This window comes from Streptomyces angustmyceticus (genome assembly GCF_019933235.1).
GTDB lineage: Bacteria > Actinomycetota > Actinomycetes > Streptomycetales > Streptomycetaceae > Streptomyces > Streptomyces angustmyceticus.
Genome location: NZ_CP082945.1, coordinates 2,232,664 through 2,256,280, shown reverse-complemented (window position 1 = coordinate 2,256,280; position 23,617 = coordinate 2,232,664). Strand labels below are relative to the sequence as shown.

Sequence of the window (23,617 nt, the reverse complement as noted above, 5' to 3'; positions counted from 1 at the left end):
CGGCGGCCGGACACCTCCGTGGGGTGCGGAGGTGCCCGGCCGCCGCCATTCGTGGCGCCACAGGGGCGCGATGTGCTCATAGCAACCCCCGTGCCGTAATCTCGAAGACCGGAGCCCGCCGCTGCGGGGCCTAGATCCACACCTTGGGGTTGCTCGCCAGATGACTGCCATTTCACTGGGAATGCCGGACGTACCGACCAAGCTTGCCGACCGCCGGGTCAGCCGCAAGATCCAGGTCGGTACGGTCGCCGTGGGCGGAGACGCACCGGTCTCGGTGCAGTCGATGACGACCACGCGGACGTCCGACATCGGTGCCACGCTGCAGCAGATCGCCGAGCTGACGGCCTCCGGCTGCCAGATCGTCCGGGTCGCCTGCCCGACGCAGGACGACGCCGATGCGCTGCCCGTGATCGCTCGGAAGTCGCAGATTCCGGTCATCGCGGACATCCATTTCCAGCCGAAGTACGTCTTCGCCGCGATCGACGCCGGCTGCGCCGCGGTCCGCGTCAACCCCGGCAACATCAAGCAGTTCGACGACAAGGTCAAGGAGATCGCCAAGGCGGCCTCCGACGCCGGCACCCCGATCCGGATCGGCGTCAACGCCGGCTCCCTGGACCGCCGCCTGCTGCAGAAGTACGGCAAGGCCACCCCCGAGGCGCTCGTCGAGTCCGCGCTGTGGGAGGCGTCCCTCTTCGAGGAGCACGGCTTCCGCGACATCAAGATCTCGGTCAAGCACAACGACCCGGTCGTGATGGTCAACGCCTACCGCCAGCTCGCCGCCCAGAGCGACTACCCGCTGCACCTCGGTGTCACCGAGGCCGGCCCCGCCTTCCAGGGCACCATCAAGTCCGCGGTCGCCTTCGGCGCCCTGCTCAGCGAGGGCATCGGCGACACCATCCGCGTCTCGCTCTCGGCGCCGCCCGCCGAGGAGGTCAAGGTCGGCATCTCCATCCTGGAGTCGCTCAACCTCCGCCAGCGCCGCCTGGAGATCGTCTCCTGCCCGTCCTGCGGCCGCGCCCAGGTCGACGTCTACAAGCTCGCAGACGAGGTCACCGCGGGCCTGGAGGGCATGGAGGTGCCGCTCCGCGTCGCCGTCATGGGCTGCGTCGTCAACGGCCCCGGCGAGGCCCGCGAGGCCGACCTCGGTGTCGCCTCCGGCAACGGCAAGGGCCAGATCTTCGTCAAGGGCGAGGTCATCAAGACCGTCCCCGAGTCGAAGATCGTCGAGACCCTCATCGAAGAGGCCCTGAAGATCGCCGCGCAGATGGAGGCGGACGGCGTCGCCTCCGGCAGCCCGGTCGTCTCCGCCGCGGGCTGACCGCCCGCACCGCGGCACCCGAGCCCCGCCGCCCGCACCGGGCCGCGGGGCTCACCCCTGCCCGGGGCCGTGCGCCCCCCGGCCGCGGGGTGCTCGCGCGCGCAGGGAGGTAAAGTGCCAAGACCTGCTCCCGCCTGGCCTCCCAGGCCCGTAACGGTGAGGCATTCCGAGACGTGCTGACGACCCCCACCATCAAGGTCCTCGAGCCCGGGGACCTCGACGATGCGCTCGCGGTCCTCGACCGCGACCCGGTCGCCAACGCCTTCGTCGCCGCCCGCGTCCAGGTCGCCGGCCTCGACCCGTGGCGGCTGGGCGGCGAGATGTGGGGCTGGTACGTCAGCGGCCGCCTGGAGTCGCTCTGCTACGCCGGCGCCAACCTCGTCCCCGTCTGCGCCACCCCCGAGGCCGTCCGCGGCTTCGCCGAACGCGCCCGCCGCCAGGGCCGCCGCTGCTCGTCCATCGTGGGCCCCGCCGAGTCCACCGCCGAGCTGTGGTCGCTCCTGGAGCCCTCCTGGGGACCGGCCCGCGAGATCCGCGCCCACCAGCCGCTGATGGTCACCACCGCACCGGCCGCCGAGATCGCCCCCGACCCGTACGTCCGTCGCATCCGCAAGAACGAGATGGACCTGATCATGCCCGCGTGCGTGGCCATGTTCACCGAAGAGGTCGGCATCTCCCCGATGGCCGGCGACGGCGGGCTCCTCTACCAGGCCCGGGTCGCCGAACTCGTCGGCGCGGGCCGTTCGTTCGCCCGGATCGAGAACGGCAAGGTCATCTTCAAGGCCGAGATCGGCGCCGCCACCCAGCGCGCCTGCCAGATCCAGGGCGTGTGGGTCGACCCGGCCTACCGCGGCAAGGGCCTGTCCGAGACCGGTATGGCCGCCGTGCTGCGCTACGCCCTCAACGACGTCGCCCCCGTCGTCAGCCTCTACGTCAACGACTTCAACACCGCCGCCCGCGCCTCCTACCGGCGCGTGGGCTTCGAGGAAGTCGGCGCGTTCATGAGCGTACTTTTCTGACCCGCCGCCTTGTACGCTCCGAGCATGGATCCCGTCGCGGTCGGCCCGCTCGATCTCGCTGCCCGCGTGGACGACGCGCTGGCCGTCCAGGCAGTCGCGTTCGGCCTCAGCGACGAGGAGATCGCCGTCCGCCGGCACATCGTGCTGCGCCACCTCGCCTGCCCCGGCGCCCGCGCCCTCGGCGCCACCACCCCCGCGGGCCGGCTGGTCGGCTTCGTCTACGGCATGCCCAACGACCGCGTCCACTGGTGGTCCACCGTCGTCGAGCCCTACCTGCGCAGCGAGGGCCTCGACCACTGGCTCGACCACTCCTTCACCATCACCGAGCTGCACGTCCACCCCGCCTACCAGCACCGCGGCCTCGGCCGGACACTGATCACCCGGATCACCGACACGGCCGGCGAACCACGCTCCATCCTCTCCGCCATCGACACCGAGAGCCCCGCCCGGCGGCTCTACCGATCCCTCGGCTACCGGGATCTGGCCCGCCGCGTTCTCTTTCCCAGCGCGCCCACGCCGTACGCGGTGATGGGGGCGCCGTTGCCGTTGCGGCGTCTCTGACGCCTTGTCTTTTTCCCACGTTTTCGGCTGTCCCGCCGTGGGTTCCGCTGCGCTTTGCGTCTGCCCCGTTTTGACTTTCCCGCCGTGGCGCCTGCGGCGGGCGGGTGGTTGGTGGGTGCGGTGACGGGCCTCCGGGGCCGGTGTGTGGGACTGCTTCGCTTTACGTCCGGACACCCCCACCCGCTCCGGCCCGTCCCCGCACCCCGACAGCCCCGCGCAGCGGACCGGCACCGCCCGCCGCAGGCGCAACGCCGGGCGCACCCGCGCAGCGGGGCGAAACGCGGTGAGCAACCCCCACGGCGGGGCAGCCGACAACGTGGGGCCAAAGAATTTCCTCGTGCCACACCCCTACGGCTAACCTCCAGGGAGTCACCTTTCTTACGCAGGAGAAACTTCCATGGCCCACGCCGCACAGGTCCAGCGCATGTCCCGCTTGATGATCAAGACACTGCGCGACGACCCGGCCGACGCCGAGACCGCCAGTCACAAGCTGCTCGTCCGCGCCGGTTACGTCCGCCGCTCCTCCGCCGGCATCTGGACGTGGCTGCCGCTGGGCAAGAAGGTCCTGGAGAACGTCTCCCGCATCGTGCGCGAGGAGATGGACGCCATCGGCGGCCAGGAGGTCCTGCTGCCGGCCCTGCTGCCCAAGGAGCCCTACGAGGCCAGCGGCCGCTGGGAGGAGTACGGCGACCTGCTCTTCCGTCTCAAGGACCGCAAGGGCGCCGACTACCTCCTCGGCCCCACCCACGAGGAGATCTTCACCCTCACGGTCAAGGACCAGTGCACGTCCTACAAGGACCTGCCGGTGATCCTCTACCAGATCCAGACCAAGTACCGCGACGAGGCCCGCCCCCGTTCCGGTGTGCTGCGCGGCCGCGAGTTCCAGATGAAGGACTCGTACAGCTTCGACACCACCGACGAGGGCCTGGAGCAGTCCTACGCCCTGCACCGCGCGGCCTACCAGAAGATCTTCCAGCGCCTCGGCCTGGACTACCGCATCGTCTCCGCCGTCTCCGGCGCGATGGGCGGCTCCGCCTCCGAGGAGTTCCTGGCCCCCGCGGCCGCCGGTGAGGACACCTTCGTCTACTGCCCGGCCTGCGAGTACGCCGCCAACACCGAGGCCGTCACGGTCAAGGTCGAGCCGTCCGACGGCTCCGCGCACGGCCCCGTCGAGGAGCTGGACACCCCCGACACCCCGACCATCGAGACCCTCGCCGAGCACCTCGGCGTACCGGCCTCCGCGACCCTGAAGAACCTCCTGGTCAAGGTCGACGGCGAGATCGTCGCGGTCGGCGTCCCGGGCAACCGCGAGGTCGACCTCGGCAAGCTCGGCGAGCACCTCGCGCCGGCCACCGTCGAGCTGGTCACCGCCGAGGACTTCGTCGGCCGCCCCGAGCTGGTCCGCGGCTACGTCGGCCCGCAGGGCCTGGCCGGCAAGGCGTTCCGCTACATCGCCGACCCGCGCATCGCCCCCGGCACCTCCTGGATCACCGGCGCCAACAAGGAGGGCAAGCACGCCAAGAACGTCGTCGCGGGCCGCGACTTCGAGGTCGACGACCGGCTCGACGTGGTCGTCGTCGAGCCCGGCGACCCCTGCCCGGAGTGCGGCACCGGCCTGAAGATCGACCGCGCCATCGAGATCGGCCACATCTTCCAGCTCGGCCGCAAGTACGCGGACGCCTTCGAGCTCGACGTGCTCGGCCAGAACGGCAAGCCCGCCCGGGTCACCATGGGCTCGTACGGCATCGGCGTCTCCCGCGCGGTGGCCGCCCTCGCCGAGCAGACCCACGACGAGAAGGGCCTGTGCTGGCCGAGCGAGGTCGCCCCGGCCGATGTGCACGTCGTCGCGGCCGGCAAGGCCAAGCAGACCGAGCTCGCCCTGGAGGTCGGCGAGCAGCTCGGCGCCGCGGGCCTGAGGGTCCTCGTCGACGACCGGGCCGGTGTCTCCCCGGGCGTGAAGTTCACCGACGCCGAGCTGCTGGGCGTGCCGACCATCGTCGTCGCCGGCCGCCGCGCCGCCGAGGGCGTCGTCGAGGTCAAGGACCGCCGCACCGGCGAGCGCGAGGAGCTGACGGTCGAGGAGGCCGTCGCCCGCCTCGGCGCGTAACCCCCGCACGGCCGACGGGCCGGCCACCGGGTGCACACCCCGGCGGCCGGCCCGTTCGTCCGTCCACTACAGCCAGGCCGCGAACTCCAGCAGCAGCTCGCCGCGCTGCCGGTCGCCCGCCGTCGCCTCCCGCACCCCGAGGTCCACGGCCCGGTACAGCGTCCAGTCGCGCAGCCGGTCCCGGTCCACCTCCAGGGAGTCGGCCAGCTTGGCCACCCGGCGGCGGGCCGCGGCCGCCGCGCCAGGACCGGCCACCAGGTCCTCGAACCGGTCCAGCACCAGCGCCGCCAGGTCGTACGCCCGCTCGCCCACCACCGGCTCCGGGCCGACCGCCAGCCAGGGCGCCCGCTCGCCGGCCAGCACCTTGCCCTGCCGGAACGCGCCGTGCAGGAGGAACCGCTCGTCGGAGCCGTCCGGCAGGGCGCGCCGCAGCTCCAGCGCCCGGTCCACCAGCGGCCCGGCCGCCGGCGTCAGCGCCCCGGCCGTCCGCAGCGCCTGAACTGCCTCCTCGGTGCGCCCGGCCAGCGTCTCGAAGGGGTGCTCCGGCTCCGCCGGCACCCACAGCCGCCGCACCGTCCCGGCCGCCTCCAGCAGCGCCTTGGCCTCCGGCAGCGACCGCAGCGACACACCGCCCCGCAGCCGCTCCAGCAGCAGCGCACCGCTGGTGTCGTCGGACCGCAGCAGCCGCACCGCGCCCCAGCCGTCCCACGCCTCCAGCGCCGTCCCCTCGCGCGCGGGCACCTGTCCGGGCACCGGGAACTTCAGCGCCGCCGCCGTCCGGTCCTTCTGCCGTACGAGGCAGAGCAGACTGCTGCGGCCACCGGGGGCCTGCACCCGCTCCAGCGTCAGATCCCAGGCGTCGAGCTGCCGCTGAACCAGCGTCGGCAGCGTGTCGAGCCACTCCCGTACGGGACCCTCCGGATCGCCGCTCAGCGAACTCACCAACCGCTGCGGCGGTTCGATGGGTGCCGTTGCCATGCTTGAGCTGTCCCCTTCCTGGGGCCGTGACCGCACCGCGGCCGGTCGTTCAGAGCGCGCCCGCGGAGGCGCTCGCGTCGCCGGACGGGGTGGCGGTCGCGGCCCGCTCCACGAGCCCAGGGAAGGCTACGCCGCTGCCGCGCCAGCGCACCGACCGCACCGCTGCCTCGCGCAGCGCGGCCGCCGCCTCGGTGCGCCTGGCCGGCCCGCCGGCCCGTACGAGATCGGCGTAGACGGCGGCCAGCCGGTCCTCCAGCTCCGCCGCCAGCCGGAGCGCCGCGGCCGCGTCCGGGACGGGGAAGGGCAGTTCGTAGGCGGCGGCCGCGGCACGCGGGGTGCCGCCCAGGTCGCGCACCAGGCGGCGCAGCGCGTCGCGGCGCGCGCGGTGCCCGTCGTACGCCGCCTGTGCCTCCTTGCGCCGGGCCCCGGCGATCCGCCCGCCGACCACGCCGTAGCCGTAGACCGCCGCGTGCTCGGCGGCCAGCGCGGCCTGTACCGCCGTCAGCTCGCCGGGCCCGTCCTCCGCGTCCTCGCGGCGGCTCTTCTCGCCGTGAACTCCCGTGGCCCTCATGCGCACGCCCCTTCGCCGGTCCTTGCCCTCAGTGGTGCCGCCGTGCCCGTCACCGGGCGGGCTCCGCCAGCAGGTACGCGTGTGCCGCACCGGCCGCCGCGACCGAGGCGAGCAGCCGGGCCAACTCCGGGGGCGCGCCGGTCAGCGCCTTGGCGCGGGCGTCGGAGAGCGTGCGCTCCGCGTCGGCCAGGGCCGTGCGGGCGGCCCGTTCGTCCCCGGGCACCCGGGGGTCGGACGGGCGCCGGGAGCCCTGCGGCGCGGGGCCGGACGCGGGCGCACCGGCGTCGTGCGCCGGGCCGTCCGAGGCGTCACCGCCGGGGGAGGGGGCGGCCCGGTCCTTGCCGAACGCCTCGGCGTGCCGGGCGACTTCGGAGCGCAGCGGGGTCAGCCGCGCCTGAAGAGCCGGATGCGCGGCCAGCGTCGCGTCGTAGCGCGCCAGCAGGGCCGCGCTGTCGCGGGCGGAGCGCGCGCGCAGCCGCTCGGCGGCGGAGGAGTCTTCGCTCCGGTCGGGGCCGGAGTCCTCGGAGCAGCCCGTGAGCAGCGCCGCGCCCCCGAGGGCGGCGCCGGCCAGCAGGGTCCTTCTGCGTGTGAGCGCCACATTCGGCACGTTGCACTTCCCGGGGTCTTTCGTCGTGATCACCGCAGGCGAGAGTATCCGTGACCACCCACCGAATCGTCAGTACCCCGCCGGAACCGATAGGCTTTGACCCGACACGCGACCCACCCACAACAGCACACGCGGCCGAGGAGTCACCCGGATGAGCACCACCCAGAGCGAGAGGCTGCGCGGATTGCTTGAACCGCTCGTCGCCGCGCGAGACCTGGATCTGGAAGAGATCGAGGTGACACCGGCGGGAAAGCGGCGGGTGCTGAGGATCGTGGTCGATTCCGACGAGGGCGTCCAGCTGGACGAGTGCGCGGCGCTGAGCCGCGAGGCCTCCCAGGTCCTGGACGACTCCGACGCGATGGGCGGCGCCCCGTACACCCTTGAGGTGACCTCTCCCGGCGCCGACCGTCCGCTGACCGAGCTGCGGCACTACCGCCGCGCCGTCGGCCGCCTCATCAAGGCCCAACTGACCGCCGGGGCAGGCTCCGGCGAGCTGGTGGCACGGATCATCGCCGTCGACGAGTCCGGACTGGACCTGGAGGTCCCGGGGGTCAAGGGCCGCAAGCCGACCGCCCGCCGGGTCTCCTTCGACGAGATCGCCAAGGCGCGTGTCGAGCTGGAGTTCAACCCCAAGTCCGGCAAGCGTGACGCGCAGGACGACGAGAAGATCGACGAGAACAAGGAGGAGGCGTAGCCGTGGATATCGACATGAGTGCCCTGCGGGGTCTGGTGCGGGAGAAGGAGATCTCGTTCGACCTGCTGGTCGAGGCGATCGAGTCGGCCCTCCTCATCGCGTACCACCGCACCGAGGGCAGCCGCCGTCGGGCCCGGGTGGAGCTGGACCGCAACACCGGTCATGTGACGGTGTGGGCGAAGGAGGACCCGGAGGACCTGGAGGAGGGCGCCGAGCCCCGCGACTTCGACGACACCCCCTCCGGTTTCGGGCGGATCGCGGCGACCACCGCCAAGCAGGTCATCCTGCAGCGGCTGCGGGACGCCGAGGAGGAGATCACGTTCGGCGAGTTCGCCGGGCGCGAGGGCGACGTCATCACCGGCGTCGTCCAGCAGGGCAAGGACCCGAAGAACGTACTGGTGGACGTCGGCCCGATGGAGGCCATGCTGCCGGTGCAGGAGCAGGTCCCCGGCGAGGACTACGCGCACGGCACCCGGCTGCGCTCGTACGTCGTCCGGGTGACCAAGGGCGTCCGCGGCCCGTCGGTGACGCTGTCGCGCACCCACCCCAATCTGGTGAAGAAGCTCTTCGCCATGGAGGTCCCGGAGATCGCGGACGGCTCGGTGGAGATCTCCGCCATCGCCCGCGAGGCCGGCCACCGCACCAAGATCGCCGTACGGTCCACCCGCTCCGGCCTGAACGCCAAGGGTGCCTGCATCGGCCCGATGGGCGGCCGGGTGCGCGCCGTGATGGCCGAGCTGCACGGCGAGAAGATCGACATCGTGGACTGGTCGGACGACCCGGCCGAGCTGGTGGCGAACGCGCTGTCGCCCGCCCGGGTCAGCAAGGTCGAGGTCGTGGACCTGGCGGCCCGCTCCGCCCGGGTCACCGTCCCCGATTACCAGCTGTCACTGGCCATCGGCAAGGAAGGGCAGAACGCCCGGCTCGCCGCCCGTCTCACGGGCTGGCGGATCGACATCCGTCCGGACACCGAGCAGCCCGCACCGCAGGACTGAGGCCGTCCCCGAGGGGGCGGCGGCGCCGCGGCACCCGAAAATCAGTGGTGCCGCGGCGCTCCGACCGGAATTCTGAGCAGCCGTTCCGCCTTTACCCCATCGGGGTCGGGCCGGCGCGGGGAGGTAGACTTAAGCAGTGTCTGGCCGGACGCATGCCCGCGCATGCCCTGAGCGCACCTGTCTGGGATGCCGGGAGCGAGCGGCCAAGGGCGATTTGCTGCGCATCGTAGTGATCGAGGGTGAGTGTGCCCCCGATCCTCGCGGTACGCTGCCCGGCCGGGGTGCCTACGTGCACCCGACACTGGTCTGCCTCGACCTGGCGGTTCGCCGCCGGGCGTTCAACCGGGCCTACCGGGCCCGGGGACCGTTCGACACGACGGCGCTGCGCCGGTTCATCGAGCGGACGCCCGTCGAGCAGCCGTCGTTGCAATAACGCACAGCAGCACGAAACGCACAGCGCACGGAAAACCGTGCGGTCAGGTACCTCGCGAGTCGGAAGTAGGTCGAGATTGCGATGAGCACTCGATGAGTACGCGATGAGTACGCCCATGAAGTAGCGACGGTCCGGTGGACAACCCGGACCTAGAAGGAGCGAAGTGGCTAAGGTCCGGGTATACGAACTCGCCAAGGAGTTCGGCGTTGAGAGCAAGGTCGTCATGGCCAAGCTCCAAGAACTTGGTGAATTCGTCCGTTCGGCGTCCTCGACGATCGAGGCGCCGGTTGTTCGTAAGCTGACCGACGCTTTCCAGGCAGGCAGCGGCAACGGCCGCGCCGCCGGCAAGCCCGCGGCGCCGCGCAAGTCGGCCCCCGCGAAGCCGTCCGCGCCGTCCCCGGCGCAGGCGGCACGTCCTGCTGCCCCGAAGCCGGGCGCCCCCAAGCCGGGCCCCGCGGCTCCGGCAGCCCCCGAGGCACCGAAGGCCCCCGAGGCCCCGGTGGCTCCCAAGAGCACTCCCGCCGCCGGCCCCACCCCGGGCCCGCGCCCCACCCCGGCGCGCCCCGCGGCACCCAAGCCCGCTCCGGCCGCCCCCGCGCAGCCCGAGTTCCAGGCTCCGCCGTCCGCGCCGGCCGCTCCCGCCGCCGGCCAGTCGGCTCCCCGTCCCGGTGCCCCCGGCCCGCGTCCGGCCCGTCCGGCGCCCGGCCAGGGCGGTCAGGGCGGCCAGGGTCGCGGTAACGCTCCGCGTCCCGGTGGCGAGCGTCCGGCCCCGCGTCCCGGCGGCCGGCCCTCCGGCCCCCGTCCGGGCAACAACCCGTTCACGTCCGGTGGCTCCACGGGCATGGCCCGTCCGCAGGCCCCCCGTCCCGGCGGCGCCCCGCGTCCCGGTGGTCAGGGCGGTCCCGGCGGCCCGCGTCCGCAGGGCGGCGGCCAGGGCGGTCCCCGTCCCCAGGGCGGCCAGGGCGGCGCGCGTCCCACCCCCGGTGGCATGCCCCGTCCGCAGGGTGCCGCTCCCGGTGGCGCCCCGCGTCCCGGCGGTGGCAGCGGCAACCGTCCGAACCCGGGCATGATGCCGCAGCGTCCCGCTGCCGGCCCGCGTCCGGGCCCCGGCGGCGGCGGTCGCGGACCCGGCGGTGCCGGTCGTCCCGGCGGCGGCGGTCGTCCGGGTGGCGGCGGCGGTTTCGCCGGCCGTCCCGGTGGCGGTGGCGGTCGTCCGGGTGGCGGCGGCGGTTTCGCCGGTCGTCCCGGTGGCGGCGGTCCCGGTGGTGGCGGCGGCTTCGGCGGTCGTCCCGGCTTCGGCGGTCGTCCCGGCGGCCCCGGTGGCCGTGGTGGCACGCAGGGTGCGTTCGGCCGTCCCGGCGGTCCGGCGCGCCGTGGCCGCAAGTCGAAGCGGCAGAGGCGTCAGGAGTACGAGGCCATGCAGGCCCCGTCGGTGGGCGGCATCATGCTGCCCCGCGGCAACGGCGCGACGGTTCGCCTGTCGCGCGGTGCCTCGCTGACGGACTTCGCCGAGAAGATCAACGCCAACCCGGCGTCGCTGGTCCAGGTCATGCTGAACCTCGGCGAGATGGTCACGGCGACCCAGTCGGTCTCCGACGAGACGCTGCAGCTGCTCGCCGAAGAGATGAACTACGTCGTCGAGATCGTCAGCCCGGAGGAGGAGGACCGCGAGCTTCTCGAGTCCTTCGACATCGACTTCGGCGAGAACGAGGGCGGCGAGGACATGCTCGTCGCGCGTCCGCCGGTGGTGACCGTCATGGGTCACGTCGACCACGGTAAGACCCGGCTGCTCGACGCGATCCGCAAGACGAACGTCATCGCGGGCGAGGCCGGCGGCATCACCCAGCACATCGGTGCCTACCAGGTCGCGACCGAGGTCAACGACGAAGAGCGGCGCATCACCTTCATCGACACCCCCGGTCACGAGGCGTTCACCGCCATGCGTGCCCGTGGTGCCAAGTCGACCGACATCGCGATCCTCGTGGTGGCGGCCAACGACGGTGTCATGCCGCAGACGATCGAGGCCCTGAACCACGCCAAGGCGGCCGAGGTGCCGATCGTGGTCGCGGTCAACAAGATCGACGTCGAGGGCGCCGACCCGACCAAGGTGCGCGGCCAGCTCACCGAGTTCGGTCTGGTGGCCGAGGAGTACGGCGGCGACACGATGTTCGTCGACATCTCCGCCCGTGAGGGTCTGAACATCGAGCAGCTGCTCGAGGCCGTGGTCCTGACCGCGGACGCCTCGCTCGACCTGCGCGCCAACGCGGAGCAGGACGCGCAGGGCATCGCGATCGAGGCCCACCTCGACCGTGGCCGCGGCGCCGTGGCGACCGTCCTGGTCCAGCGCGGCACGCTCCGCGTCGGCGAGACGATGGTCGTCGGCGACGCGTACGGCCGCGTCCGTGCGATGTTCGACGACAAGGGCAACAACGTCGAGGAAGCGGGTCCGTCGACCCCCGTCCTGGTCCTGGGTCTGACCAACGTCCCGGGCGCCGGCGACAACTTCCTGGTCGTCGACGAGGACCGTACGGCCCGTCAGATCGCCGAGAAGCGCGCGGCGCGCGAGCGCAACGCCGCCTTCGCCAAGCGCACCCGCCGGGTGTCCCTCGAGGACCTGGACAAGGTGCTCAAGGCCGGCGAGGTCCAGCAGCTCAACCTCATCATCAAGGGTGACGCTTCTGGTTCCGTCGAGGCCCTGGAGTCCTCGCTGCTCCAGCTCGACGTCGGCGAGGAGGTCGACATCCGGGTGCTGCACCGCGGCGTCGGTGCGGTCACGGAGACCGACATCAACCTGGCGTCCGGCTCCGACGCGATCGTCATCGGCTTCAACGTGCGCGCCGAAGGCCGCGCGACGCAGATGGCCGAGCGCGAGGGCGTCGACGTCCGGTACTACTCGGTCATCTACCAGGCGATCGAGGAGATCGAGGCGGCCCTCAAGGGCATGCTCAAGCCGGAGTACGAGGAGGTCGAGCTCGGTACCGCGGAGATCCGCGAGATCTTCCGCTCGTCCAAGCTCGGCAACATCGCGGGTGTGCTCATCCGCTCCGGCGAGGTCAAGCGCAACACCAAGGCGCGCCTCATCCGCGACGGCAAGGTGGTCGCGGAGGACCTCAACATCCAGGGTCTGCGCCGGTTCAAGGACGACGTCACCGAGATCCGCGAAGGCTTCGAGGGCGGTATCAACCTCGGAAACTTCAACGACATCAAGATCGACGACGTCATCGCGACGTACGAGATGCGCGAGAAGCCGCGCGGCTGATCGTGCAGCGGCCCGCCCGTGGCGCGGTCCACCCCCGTGGTGGTCGCGCGACGGGCGGGCAGCCGGCCGGGGCCGGTCGGCGGAGATTATTTCCGTCGATCGGCCCCGGCCGTTCCGTGTACGGTTCGAAATGACACGGACACCTAAGGCCCCACGGGCGGCTCAGCCCGTCTTGCATGTACGTAGGGACACTGTCCTTCGACCTGCTTCTCGGCGACGTACGGTCGCTGAAGGAGAAGCGCTCCGTCGTCCGCCCGATCGTCGCCGAGCTGCACCGCAAATTCGCGGTGAGCGTCGCGGAGGTCGGGGACCAGGATCTGCACCGCAGGGCCACCATCGGCCTGGCGGTGGTCTCCGGGGACACGGGGCATCTCACCGATGTCATGGACCGCTGCGAGCGCCTGGTCGCCGCACGGCCCGAAGTGGAGCTGCTGTCGGTACGCCGGCGGCTGCACGGCGACGACGACTGACCCGGACCGGGCAGGCCGCCGCCGGTGGAAGCACAATTGTGGAAGAAAGAAGGAGACGGACCAGTGGCCGACAATGCGCGGGCGAAGAAGCTGGCGGACCTCATCCGGGAGGTGGTCGCCCAGAAGCTGCAGCGCGGTATCAAGGACCCGCGGCTCGGTTCGCACGTGACCATCACGGACACCCGGGTCACCGGCGACCTGCGGGAGGCTACGGTCTTCTACACGGTCTACGGCGATGACGAGGAGCGGGCCAGCGCCGCCGCCGGGCTGGAGAGCGCCAAGGGCATCCTGCGCTCCGCGGTCGGGGCCGCGGCGGGCACCAAGTTCACGCCCACCCTGGCCTTCGTGCCGGACGCCCTGCCGGAGAACGCCAAGACGATCGACGACCTGCTCGACAAGGCACGGGCGTCGGACGCCAAGGTGCGCGAGGTCTCCTCGGGCGCCCAGTACGCCGGCGAGGCCGACCCCTACCGCAAGCCGGGCGAGGACGACGACGAGGGCACCGCGGCAGAATGAAGCGTGAGAGCAACAAGCCGGGCGGGCTGGTCATCGTCGACAAGCCGTCCGGCTTCACTTCGCACGACGTGGTGGCGAAGATGCGCGGAATGGCGCGCACCCGCCGGGTCGGGCACGCCGGCACCCTCGACCCCATGGCGACGGGCGTGCTCGTCCTGGGCATCGAGCGGGCCACCAAGCTGCTCGGCCACCTCGCGCTGACGGAGAAGGAGTACGTCGGCACGATCCGGCTCGGCCAGACGACGATCACCGATGACGCCGAGGGGGAGATCACCGCGTCGAAGGCGGCACACGGCCTCGCCCGCGAGGACATCGACGCGGTCGTCGGCGGGCTGTCCGGCGCGATCATGCAGGTGCCGTCGAAGGTCAGCGCCATCAAGATCAACGGCAAGCGGTCGTACTCGCGGGTCCGCGACGGCGAGGACGTGGAGATCCCGGCCCGGCCGGTCACCGTCTCCTCGTTCGTGGTGCACTCCGCGCACGAGACCGAGGCCGAGGACGGCACCCCGGTGACCGATCTGCTGGTCTCCGTCGAGTGCTCGTCCGGTACGTACATCCGTGCCCTCGCCCGTGACCTGGGGGAGGGGCTCGGGGTCGGCGGCCATCTGACGGCGCTGCGCCGCACCCGCGTCGGCCCGTACAAGCTGGACCGGGCGCGCACGCTCGACCAGCTCCAGGCCGCGGTGGACGACACCGAGGGGGAGGGCCTGCCGGTCATGCCGCTCGGGGACGCGGCGGCCGCGGCGTTCACCCGCTGGGACGTGCCCGAGGCGCAGGCCCGGCTGCTGCTCAACGGCGCCCGGATCCCGATGCCGCGCTTCGAGGGCAGCGGCCCGGTCGCGGCGTTCGGCCCGGACGGCCGGTTCCTCGCGCTGGTGGAGAACCAGGGCGGGAAGGCGAAGAGCCTGGCGGTGTTCGCGGTCTGAGGATGGTCGGCGGCGATCCGCCACCCGCAGGGCCGGGCCCGGAGGCGCGACAGGCGCCCCGGGCCCGGCCCCTTCGCGTGCCCGGACGGGGGACGTCGGCGGCCACCGGGAAGGCGACGGGACCCTAGTAGGGGGTGTCACCACGACGGATACGCGATGCGGGCCCGTGCCGCCGCCTCCCCGCCCGCCGTTGCGCTCCGCCGCGATCCGGCCATTCACTCATTCGGTGAGGCGCTCGAAGTGAAGCGAGGCGCGGACGGGGGCGCGTTGGAAGGCGCCCCTGTCGGGACGATCACCGCCTGCTTACCGTTCGGGGGACACGAGCGGGCGAGAGGACCGGCGATGGCATTGCTGGATGCCGATGCGGACACGGCACTGGTACGGATCCGAGATCTGGCAGGTCGGACGCGTGGCACGGGGTTTCTCGCGGACCACGACGGCACCGTGATCACCAGCCACGAAGCGGTGGACGGGGCGGCGCAGCTGGTGCTGCAGCCCATGGCGGACGGCGCGACGGGCGGCGGGGCCAGGGGCGGCGGATGGACGTGCGTAGTGGCTGCCGACGCCCTCACGCCCCTCCCGGAGGCCGGGCTCGCCCTCGTCCGGACCGGTGGCCTCGGGCCGCACCGCCTCGCGCCGCTGCCGATCGCCGCGGCCCGGCCCGCCCCCGGCACCGCGGCGCGGCTCTGGGCGGGCGGCTGGCTCGACGGCACGGTCGTCGGGCCGGGCGCCGGAGTGATGTACACCGCCGCCGCGCGCGTCCATCTCCTCGACGAAACCCTGGAACTCGGGCTGTGCGCGGGAGGCCGGGAGGCGCTGCGGCTGGGCGGCCCCGCGATCGGCGGTCCGGTGCTCGACGCCCGGACCGGCGCGGTGCTCGGGATCCTGGGCACCGCACTGCACCCCCAGGCGCCCGGCCGGCCCCGGGCGGGGGAGCCCTTCGGGCGCCGCGCGGGCGGCTTCGCGATTCCGCTGCGCGCGGCCGCCGAGGCCGCACCCCGGGGCACGCTGGCCGCACTGCTGGAGCGCAACGCGGCGACCGTCCCCGCCTACGGCAGCGAGCTGAACCCGGCGGGCGCGCGGCACCTCGCCGAGCTGACGAGGGGCTCCGCCGAGCGGCCGCGGCCGTGGGGCGAACCCGTCGAACGGCCGGAGACCGCCGCGGAGTTCACACGCTTCGAGGGGCGCCACGGGGCGGCTGAGCCGTGTGTGCTGGCGCTGGTGGGGGAGCCGGGGTCCGGGCGGAGCACGGAACTGGCCGCTCTCGCGGCACGCCGGGCCCAGGGCCCGGACCCCGCCGCGACCGTCTCGCTGCGCGGCGCCGAGCTGCGGCCCGGCGACGAAGGGGTGCACACGGCCGTCGAGCGCGCCCTGCGGTCCGCCGGCCGGACCGTCGCCGGGGCGGGCCGGACGGCCGGTGACCCCGCGGACACCACGCTCCAGGGCGTGACCCGGGCGGCGTCCGCGGCCGGGCGGGGGCTGCTGGTGCTCCTCGACGGGCCGGAGGAGATGCCGGTTTCCCTGGCACAGGGGGAGCGGCTGGCCGAGTGGACCGCGGCAACGGCCGACTGGCTGCGCGGCGCCCGGGTGCGGCTGGTGATCGCCTGCCGCCCCGCGTACTGGGAGCGGGCCGGGGCGCTCTTCCCGCCCGGCCTGCTGCACCGGCCGCTGCGCCCGGCCCCCGCCCTGCCCGCCTGCGTGGAGCTCGGCGACCTTCCAGAGGAGGCGGCGGAGCGCGCCCGGGCACGCTACGGCCTGCCGCCCGGCACACCGGCCGCGCCCGACGCCCGCCATCCGCTGGCACTGCGCCTGCTCGCGGAGGTCGCCGCGGCGCTCCCCGAGGGGGACGCGGCCGGCGGACGCGCCCACGGGCCGGCCCGCCTCGGCGCCCCCGACCGCCATCAGATCTTCGACGCCTACCTGGACCTGGTGTGCCTGCGCATCGCCGTACGGCTCGCGGGCGCCCGGCGGCCCGCACCGCGCGGCAGGGCCGTCCGCCGGCTGGCCGCCCAGGTCGCCGGCCAGGTGCACGAGGCGGCCCGCCGCTGCCTGGGCCCCGGGTCGGGCGCGCTGGACCGTACGGCCTTCGAGGAGGTGTTTCCGCGGGAGCCCGGCTGGGCCGCCGCAGTGCTCGCCGAGGGCCTGCTGGTCCCGGCCGGCGCCGGATTCCGCTTCGCCCACGAGGAGTTCGGGGAGTGGCTGCAGGGCGCCCACGTCGACCTCGACCTGCTGCCCGTCCCCGGCCACCGCGTCGGACCGGCCGTCCAGGCGCTGCTGCTGCTCGGCAGGCGCGAGGGCACGGTGCAACTTGCCTTCCGGCTCGCGGAGTTGGTGCCGATGGCGACCGCTCCCGCCGCCGGACCCGCCACCGGTTCCTCCGCCGGGCCGCCGGCCGGGCCCTTCGCCGGGCATGCCGTGGACGGCCGCTGGTGGGCCGCCCGTCTGCTGTCCGGAGTGCTGCGCCGGGTCCCCGACGCCGGGCCGTACACGGGAGTGCTGCGGCTGCTCGCGGACCGGGTCACCGAACGGTCCCTGCGGGCGGGCGGCTTCGCGCGCACCGGCCTGGAGGCGTTCGGACCGTGGTTCTGGGAGCGGCTGGCCCTCACCGACGAGGACCGGATGGACCTGCTGCGCCGCCTGCTGCCTGCCGACGGGCCGCCGAGCGGTGGGGCGGCGGGGCGGCAGCAGGCGGTCGGTGCGCGGGGGCGTGTGGGGGTGGCGGGGGCCGGTGCGCGGGCGCCGTCCCGGCGGTCGGCGGGGAGTGCGGGGGTGGCGATGTCCGGTCCTGCGTCGCCGTCCGACCGGTCGGCGGGGCGTGTGGAGGTGGCGGCGTCTGCACCGTCGTCGCCGTCCGGGCGGTCGTCGATGCCGTCCGGTGCGGCCGCGTCCTCCGGCCTTTCGACGCCTTACGGTCCTGCCGGGTCCTCCGGCCGGTCGACACCGTCCGGTCCGGTCGCCGCGTCCTCCGGCCTGTCGATGCCGTCCGGTCCAGGCGCCCCGGCCGGTCTCTCGGAGCCGCTCGGTCCATCCGCACCGTCCGGCCGCTCGACGGCGTTCGTCCCCAGGCCCGGCGGTCCGTCGTCGGCCGTCGTGCCCGCTGACGGGCCGTGCGCCGGCGGTTCCTTCGCGCCGCCACCGCGCGTCCGCGTGCACGCCGCCGACGAACCGGCGTCCGACGGCGACGGCGGGGCGGCCGTCGCGCGGGGGCCGTACACCTCGGCCGGGGCGGTCGCCGGCCGCAGCGGATCCGAGGCGGCCGCCGCAGCCGGGAGCGCGCCCGTCGCGGGACGTCCGCCCCGGTTCCTCGACGCCGCCGCCGAGTTGCTGCGCGCGGACCCGGAACGGATGCAGCCGCTGCTGTGCGCCTGGTTCGACGACACCCGCCCGCTGCAGCGCCCCGACGCGGAGGACGGCGGTGCGGCCGGCCCCGCGGGCGCTTCGCCCGGCGAGATCACGGTGGCCGGTGCCGCACAGGCGTTGCTGCACACCCATCGCCACCGGGCGCTCGACGCGCTCACGGAAGCGCTGGTCCGGGCCGCGCACCCCAAGGGCGACGAGCTGATGGACGCGCTCGCCGAGGACGAGCCGGCGGCGGTGTGCCGGGCCGTGGACCGCTGGGCGCACGACGAGCGCCCCGAGCGCCGGGCCGCCGCCGTCTCGTACGGCCTGCGGGCCGCCCGCCACGCGACCGCCGAGGCCGACCGGGCCCTGCTGCGCTACGCGGCCCTGTGCCTGCTCGCCCGGAGCGCCGACAGCGCCCACCACGGCTCCGCGCTGGCCCTGCTGATGGGCGACCCGGCCACCCGCTCCCGCTTCCTGGACCGGGCGCTCGCCCGCTTCGCCGCGGGGGACCCGCAGCTGCCGCCCACGGCGTTCACGGCCGCCCTGACCGAACAGCCGGGGCCGGTGCTGAACGCCTTCCGGGCCCGGCTGGTCGGCGGCGAGGGCCCGCCGGTGGCGGCCGCGCTGCTGCGCATGCTCGCCCGCGCCGACGCGCCGGACCTCGTCGCCCGCGTCGCCGACCTCGTCCGCGACTGCGCGCGGCACAGCCCGGACCGCGCCGCCGCGCCGGTCGCGGAGTTCGTCGCCCGGCGCCTGGAGCGCGGACCGGCCGCCCGCGCCGCGCTCCGCCCGCTCGTCGTGGAGCTGCTCACCGGGTCCCCCGTGGCGGTGCGGTGCGCGCTCGCGGCCGTAGTGGCCGGAGCGGGCGGCGGAGACGCGGCACCGCTGCGCCGCGAGCTGCTCGACGTGCTGCTGGCGCAGGAGGCCGCGTACGCGCCGCAGCAGGGGGCGTACGAGGAGTCCGGCCGGGACACCCGGGTGCTGGAGGCGCTGCTGCAGGCCGCCGCCGAGGGCGCGGAGCGGCGTCCGGCGGAGCGCACCAGGGAGCTGGTCCACCGCACCGGGATGCTGCTGGCCCGGACACCGGAGGGCGCGGCCCGCTTCGACCGGCGGCTGGTGGAACTGGGCCAGCGGGTGCCCGGCTTCGCACGACGGGTGCAGGACTGGGTGGCGGACGAGCCGGGGGAGTGGGCGGCCGTCGTGGGCCCCGGCACCCGCGCCACGCTGGCCGGGTGCCGCGGCTGACGGGGTGGGAGCGAGCGGGGGCTGACGGAAGGGGAGCCGGGGCCGACGGTACGTGGCCCTCCCGGGACCGTCCGAGACCGCCCGCTGCCGTCCGGGAGCGTTCGGGACCGCCCTCGGCGCGAGGACGTCCCGCGCTCCGGCGGGTGCTCTGCGCCACCCTTCGCGCGGAGCATCACCCGCGGCATGGCAGTCTTAGACCTGCGCCATGCCGAATTGGCGCAAGGGACGGACACGGTTCGGGCGAGGAGCGGGCACTGTGCAGCGCTGGCGTGGCTTGGAGGACATCCCCGAGGGCTGGGGACGCAGCGTCGTCACCATCGGCTCGTACGACGGGGTGCACCGCGGCCACCAATTGATCATCGGCAAGGCCGTCGCACGCGCCCGTGAGCTGGGGATTCCCGCGGTGGTCGTCACGTTCGACCCGCACCCGAGCGAGGTCGTGCGGCCCGGCACCCACCCGCCGCTGCTGGCGCCGCACCACCGGCGCGCGGAGCTGATGGCGGGGCTGGGCGTGGACGCGGTGCTGATCCTCCCGTTCACCAAGGAGTTCTCGAAGCTGGCCCCGGCCGACTTCGTGGTCAAGGTGCTCGTCGACAAGCTGCACGCGCAGGTCGTCGTCGAGGGCCCCAACTTCCGCTTCGGGCACAAGGCGACCGGCAACGTCGAGACCCTCGCCGAGCTCGGCACCACCTACGACTACACCGTGGAGGTCATCGACCTCTACGAGCGCGGCGCGGCGGGCGGCGGCGAACCGTTCTCCTCCACGCTCACCCGCCGGCTGGTCGCCGAGGGCGACGTGGCCGGCGCGAGGGAGGTCCTCGGACGGCCGCACCGGGTCGAGGGCGTCGTCGTACGCGGTGCCCAGCGCGGCCGCGAACTGGGCTTCCCGACGGCCAATGTGGAGACCCTGCCGCACACCGCGATCCCGGCCGACGGCGTCTACGCGGGGCTGCTCCAGGTCGAGGGCGAGGCGATGCCGGCGGCCATCTCGGTCGGCACCAACCCGCAGTTCGACGGCAAGGCCCGCACCGTCGAGGCGTACGCCATCGACCGGGTCGGCCTGGACCTGTACGGCCTGCACGTCGGGGTGGACTTCCTCGCGTACATCCGCGGCCAGGAGAAGTTCGACACGCTCGACGCGTTGCTGGAGCGGATGGCGGTCGATGTGAAGCTGGCCCGCGGCCTGATCGCGGACGCGGGCTGAGCCTTCGGGCTCCTCGAGGTTCTCTGCCTTGCCTGGGCCTCCGGGCCCTGGGCTCCTGGGCCTTCGGGCTCCTGGGCCTCCCGGGTTCCCGGGCCCCTGGGCTTCCCGGGTTCCTGGGCCTCCGGGCTCCCGAGCTCCAGGGCCTCCGCGTTCCCGGGCCCCAGGGCCTCTGGGGCCTCCCGGGGCCCCCGGCCCCGCCCACCCTCCCCCCAAGAGTTTTTTCCCCGCCGCCCACCCCCCTTCGGGGGGTGGGCGGGTGTAGAGGTGAGGTATCGGCAACTCGGCCGATTTCAGGCGGAGTTCGGCCGGTATCGGTTCACTCGTCCGAGGGATTGCATGATACGGGCCGGGGCCCGGCATCAATGAGATGCCGGGCCCCGGCCCGTTGTGTGTGGCGTGGCAGCTGCCCGGCCGCGGCGCGTTGCGCCCCGCGGCACCGCGGTGCCCCACGCCCGCCTCACTGCGGAGGCGGCTGCTGCTGCCACCCCGGTGCCAGGCCCGGGTGTTCCGGCTGCGGCGCGTCCGGAGCGGGCTGTTGCTGCTGCCAGTGGGCCGGCGGCTGAGCCGGCTGCTGGGTCCAGCCGCCCTGCTGCGGCGGGTAACCGGCCGGCGGCTGGCCCTGCTGCGGCTGCTGCGCCTGGGGCGGCGCCTGCTGGGGTTGCCCCTGCTGCTGCGCGTACTGCTGCTGGGCGTACGGGTCGCCGCCCATCTGCTGCTGCGGGTACATCCCCGCCGCCTGCTGCGCCCGCGTGAAGTCCTCGGCCACCAGGGCGGAGAGGTTGAAGTACGCCTCGCGGGTCTTGGGCCGCATCATGTCGAGGTCGACCTCGGCGCCGGCGGCGAGATGCTCGTCGAAGGGGACGACCACCACGCCGCGGCAACGGGTCTCGAAGTGCGACACGATGTCATCGATCTTGATCATCTTGCCGGTCTCACGGACACCCGAGATGACCGTGATGCCGCGCTGCACCAGGTCGGCGTAGCCGTGCGCGGACAGCCAGTCCAGGGTGGTGCTCGCGCTGCTCGCACCGTCCACGGACGGCGTGGAGATGATGATCAACTGGTCGGCGAGGTCGAGGACTCCGCGCATCGCGCTGTAGAGCAGACCCGTACCCGAGTCGGTGAGGATGATCGGGTACTGCTTGCCGAGGATGTCGATCGCGCGGCGGTAGTCCTCGTCGTTGAACGTCGTGGAGACCGCGGGGTCCACGTCGTTGGCAAGGATCTCCAGGCCCGAGGGGGCCTGCGAGGTGAACCGGCGGATGTCCATGTAGCTGTGCAGATGCGGGATCGCACCCACCAGGTCACGGATGGTCGCGCCGGTCTCGCGCCGCACCCGCCGGCCGAGCGTGCCGGCGTCCGGGTTGGCGTCGATCGCCAGGATCTTGTCCTGCCGCTCGGACGCGAGGGTGGAGCCGAGCGCGGTGGTCGTGGTCGTCTTGCCGACACCGCCCTTGAGGCTGATCACCGCGATCCGGTAGCAGGACATCACCGGCGTACGGATCAGCTCCAGCTTGCGCTGGCGCTCCGCCTCCTCCTTCTTCGCACCCAGCTTGAACTTGGACGGCTGGGCGTTGGCGCCGGGCTTGCGCTTCTTGGGCTGGTTGCGCAGCAGCCGGTCGGAGGTCAGCTCCACCGCCGCGCTGTAGCCGAGCGGCGCGCCGGGGGCGGCCCGCTGCTGCGGCTGCTGCTGACCCGGCTGCGAGTACGACGCGTAGTTCGCCGCCGCGTTCGGGTCGGCGGGCTGCTGGCCGGGGAGCGGCTGGTACTGCGCCTGCTGTTGAGCCTGCTGGACTTGGGCCTGGGCCTGCGCCTGCTGTGCCTGCTGCGCCTGAGCTGCCTGGGCCTGCTGGTGGGCCTGGGCCTGGGCCGCCTGCTGGGCGGCGGCCTGCTGCTGGCCGTAAGCGGCCGCCTGGGCCTGCTGCTGGTGGTACTGGCCCTGCTGCGGGTAGCCCTGCGCACCGGTCTGCGGATAGCCGTAACCGGACTGCTGCGCCGCGTGCTGCTGCGGCTGTCCGCCCTGCTGGGGGTAGCCGTAGCCGGACTGCGGATAGCCGTAACCGGACTGCTGCTGGCCGGGGACGCCCTGCTGCTGCGGGTAGCCGCCCTGCTGGGCGGGCTGTCCCTGCGGATAGCCGGCCTGCGGCTGCTGCGCCTGCTGGTGCTGCTGTGCCGGAGCCTGCTGCTGGCCCTGCTGGCCCTGCTGGCCCTGCTGGGCGGCCTGGGCCTGGGCCTGGGCCATCCGCGGGTCCGCCGGCTGGAACTCCGCCGGCAGTGGCGGCAGGGCGCCCTGCCCCGGCACACCCTGCTGCTGGCCCTCGGCCGCGGCGCCCCACGGAGCACCCTGCTGGGGCATGCCCTGTTGGGGAACGCCCTGCGGAGCCGTCTGCTGGGGCACTCCCTGCTGCGGTACGCCTTGCTGCGGCATGCCTTGCTGGGGCGCGGCCTGTTGCGGCTGCGGCTGCGGCTGGGCCGGGGCGGGCTGTGCGCCCTGCGGCGTGGCCTCGGGGGCCGGCTGGACGGGGGTGGCAGTGGCCTCGGGGGCCGGAGCCGCGCCCTCGGCGGCCTGCGGCGCCACGGGGGCTTCCGGCTGCGGCGCCTCCGCGGTCTGCGGCTGCGCCGTCACGGCGGGTGCGGCGCCGGCCTCGGCGGCGCTGTCCGTCTCCGGTGCGGTGTCCTCGTCGTCGTCCCACAGGGAGGCCGACGGGTCGTCCGTGCCGGAGCGCCGATTACCGGCGCCCGCGCCGTCGTTCGCGACCGGCGCGGCCTCCACGGACGCCTCGGGCCCGGGAGCCGCGGTGGCCGGTGTGTCCTGGCCGGCGTCCTGCGGGCGCAGCGTCGGGAAGCCCGGGGGCGCGGTGTCCACGGGCGGCGGAGCCGTCGGCGCACCCTGCTGCGGAATGCCGGGTGTGCCCTGCTGCTGCGGGATTCCGGGCGTGCCCTGGGCGGGCCCGGACAGCGGCTGACCGGTGGGCGGGCCGAGGGGCGACGGGGTCCCGGCGGGCGGAGGGGTGGGCGAAGACGCAGGAGGAGTCGCGGGGGAGGCGGCACTCGTGCCCCCACCGCTGGTGTCGTTGCTCGCGTACCAGGCCGGTGCGGCGAAATCGATCTTGAACTCACCGGTCAGGTCGAACTCGGACTGGTCGTCGTCAGGATCGTTTCCGTCCGGACGGAAAGCCTCCTGCTCGTTCACTGTGCCTCCTGGTGTACTGCAACGCACCTGAACGGCAGGACCGGATACAGGCGGATCGATCGGATGTAGCGGAAGTCGGAACACACCACCCGGGGTTGCGCCAACACTAGCTGCCTTCGTCCCCGTTTCGACTGCCGTCGTGCTGTGCTCCTGCGGCTCTCCCATACAGCCTAATCAAG

17 protein-coding genes are annotated in these 23,617 nt (G+C 73.9%); 13 read left to right on the top strand and 4 right to left on the bottom strand.

The features are described from left to right. Positions 1-160: 160 nt before the first annotated feature. From ispG to K7396_RS10175, 4 genes are all read left to right on the top strand, one after another. Entirely contained in the window at positions 161-1,318 is a 1,158-nt protein-coding gene (gene ispG, locus K7396_RS10190; protein WP_086720833.1) for a flavodoxin-dependent (E)-4-hydroxy-3-methylbut-2-enyl-diphosphate synthase, read from the top strand. A gap of 173 nt (positions 1,319-1,491) precedes the next feature. After that, a complete protein-coding gene (locus tag K7396_RS10185) occupies positions 1,492-2,337 on the top strand; it encodes a GNAT family N-acetyltransferase (protein ID WP_086720832.1) in 846 nt (281 codons plus the stop codon). 24 nt (positions 2,338-2,361) lie between these two features. Next, entirely contained in the window at positions 2,362-2,898 is a 537-nt protein-coding gene (locus K7396_RS10180) for a GNAT family N-acetyltransferase (RefSeq protein WP_086720831.1), read from the top strand. Positions 2,899-3,295: 397 nt separating this feature from the next. Continuing rightward, positions 3,296-5,005: a proline--tRNA ligase gene (locus K7396_RS10175; protein ID WP_086720830.1), complete on the top strand. Its 1,710-nt coding sequence runs from the start codon at positions 3,296-3,298 to the stop codon at positions 5,003-5,005. 66 nt (positions 5,006-5,071) lie between these two features. On the opposite strand, the gene K7396_RS10170 is transcribed toward K7396_RS10175, so the two are convergent. The 3 genes from K7396_RS10170 to K7396_RS10160 are packed head-to-tail and all read right to left on the bottom strand — an operon-like array spanning position 5,072 to position 7,152. Then, on the bottom strand, positions 5,072-5,983 hold the full coding sequence (locus K7396_RS10170) for an aminoglycoside phosphotransferase family protein (protein ID WP_086720829.1): 912 nt from the start codon (positions 5,981-5,983) through the stop codon (positions 5,072-5,074). Between the two features lie 49 nt (positions 5,984-6,032). Continuing rightward, positions 6,033-6,554, bottom strand: coding sequence for a ferritin-like domain-containing protein (locus tag K7396_RS10165; RefSeq protein WP_086720828.1), 522 nt, complete (start codon positions 6,552-6,554; stop codon positions 6,033-6,035). Between the two features lie 49 nt (positions 6,555-6,603). Then, positions 6,604-7,152 carry a hypothetical protein gene (locus K7396_RS10160; RefSeq protein ID WP_086720837.1) on the bottom strand — a complete coding sequence of 183 codons (549 nt, stop codon included), beginning with the start codon at positions 7,150-7,152 and terminating at the stop codon, positions 6,604-6,606. Positions 7,153-7,312: 160 nt separating this feature from the next. Here K7396_RS10160 and rimP point away from each other — a divergent pair, with 160 nt between their 5' ends. The 9 genes from rimP (at position 7,313) to K7396_RS10115 (ending at position 20,245) form a co-directional block, all read left to right on the top strand. Further along, the gene (rimP, locus tag K7396_RS10155; protein ID WP_086720827.1) at positions 7,313-7,855 is read left to right on the top strand and encodes a ribosome maturation factor RimP; all 543 of its coding nucleotides are present in this window, start codon (positions 7,313-7,315) and stop codon (positions 7,853-7,855) included. Between the two features lie 2 nt (positions 7,856-7,857). Continuing rightward, on the top strand, positions 7,858-8,850 hold the full coding sequence (gene nusA, locus K7396_RS10150; protein ID WP_086720826.1) for a transcription termination factor NusA: 993 nt from the start codon (positions 7,858-7,860) through the stop codon (positions 8,848-8,850). 136 nt (positions 8,851-8,986) lie between these two features. Continuing rightward, positions 8,987-9,283, top strand: a complete 297-nt coding sequence (locus K7396_RS10145) for a YlxR family protein (protein WP_086720825.1) — start codon at positions 8,987-8,989, stop codon at positions 9,281-9,283. Positions 9,284-9,446: 163 nt separating this feature from the next. Next, complete coding sequence (infB, locus tag K7396_RS10140; protein WP_152104838.1) at positions 9,447-12,542, top strand: translation initiation factor IF-2; 3,096 nt, start codon at positions 9,447-9,449, stop codon at positions 12,540-12,542. Between the two features lie 176 nt (positions 12,543-12,718). Then, a complete protein-coding gene (locus tag K7396_RS10135) occupies positions 12,719-13,012 on the top strand; it encodes a DUF503 domain-containing protein (RefSeq protein ID WP_033269483.1) in 294 nt (97 codons plus the stop codon). Positions 13,013-13,075: 63 nt separating this feature from the next. Further along, positions 13,076-13,528 carry a 30S ribosome-binding factor RbfA gene (rbfA, locus tag K7396_RS10130; protein ID WP_086720471.1) on the top strand — a complete coding sequence of 151 codons (453 nt, stop codon included), beginning with the start codon at positions 13,076-13,078 and terminating at the stop codon, positions 13,526-13,528. Continuing rightward, on the top strand, positions 13,525-14,454 hold the full coding sequence (gene truB, locus K7396_RS10125; protein ID WP_086720472.1) for a tRNA pseudouridine(55) synthase TruB: 930 nt from the start codon (positions 13,525-13,527) through the stop codon (positions 14,452-14,454). Before rbfA ends, truB begins: the two co-directional genes overlap by 4 nt. Positions 14,455-14,796: 342 nt before the next feature. Beyond that, the gene (locus tag K7396_RS10120; RefSeq protein ID WP_152104837.1) at positions 14,797-19,041 is read left to right on the top strand and encodes a hypothetical protein; all 4,245 of its coding nucleotides are present in this window, start codon (positions 14,797-14,799) and stop codon (positions 19,039-19,041) included. Positions 19,042-19,297: 256 nt separating this feature from the next. After that, positions 19,298-20,245, top strand: a complete 948-nt coding sequence (locus K7396_RS10115; protein ID WP_152104836.1) for a bifunctional riboflavin kinase/FAD synthetase — start codon at positions 19,298-19,300, stop codon at positions 20,243-20,245. A 457-nt stretch (positions 20,246-20,702) separates the two neighbouring features. Here the strand turns inward: K7396_RS10115 and K7396_RS10110 are convergent, their stop codons facing one another. Continuing rightward, a complete protein-coding gene (locus K7396_RS10110; RefSeq protein WP_152104835.1) occupies positions 20,703-23,438 on the bottom strand; it encodes an SCO5717 family growth-regulating ATPase in 2,736 nt (911 codons plus the stop codon). Between the last annotated feature and the right edge of the window lie 179 nt (positions 23,439-23,617).

Coding starts and splice junctions, on each gene's coding strand:
- rimP (WP_086720827.1), top strand. CDS start 7,313: ATGAGCACCACCCAGAGCGAGAGGCTGCGCGGATTGCTTGAACCGCTC.
- K7396_RS10135 (WP_033269483.1), top strand. CDS start 12,719: ATGTACGTAGGGACACTGTCCTTCGACCTGCTTCTCGGCGACGTACGG.
- K7396_RS10170 (WP_086720829.1), bottom strand. CDS start 5,983: ATGGCAACGGCACCCATCGAACCGCCGCAGCGGTTGGTGAGTTCGCTG.
- truB (WP_086720472.1), top strand. CDS start 13,525: ATGAAGCGTGAGAGCAACAAGCCGGGCGGGCTGGTCATCGTCGACAAG.
- K7396_RS10120 (WP_152104837.1), top strand. CDS start 14,797: ATGGCATTGCTGGATGCCGATGCGGACACGGCACTGGTACGGATCCGA.
- K7396_RS10165 (WP_086720828.1), bottom strand. CDS start 6,554: ATGAGGGCCACGGGAGTTCACGGCGAGAAGAGCCGCCGCGAGGACGCG.
- ispG (WP_086720833.1), top strand. CDS start 161: ATGACTGCCATTTCACTGGGAATGCCGGACGTACCGACCAAGCTTGCC.
- K7396_RS10175 (WP_086720830.1), top strand. CDS start 3,296: ATGGCCCACGCCGCACAGGTCCAGCGCATGTCCCGCTTGATGATCAAG.
- K7396_RS10180 (WP_086720831.1), top strand. CDS start 2,362: ATGGATCCCGTCGCGGTCGGCCCGCTCGATCTCGCTGCCCGCGTGGAC.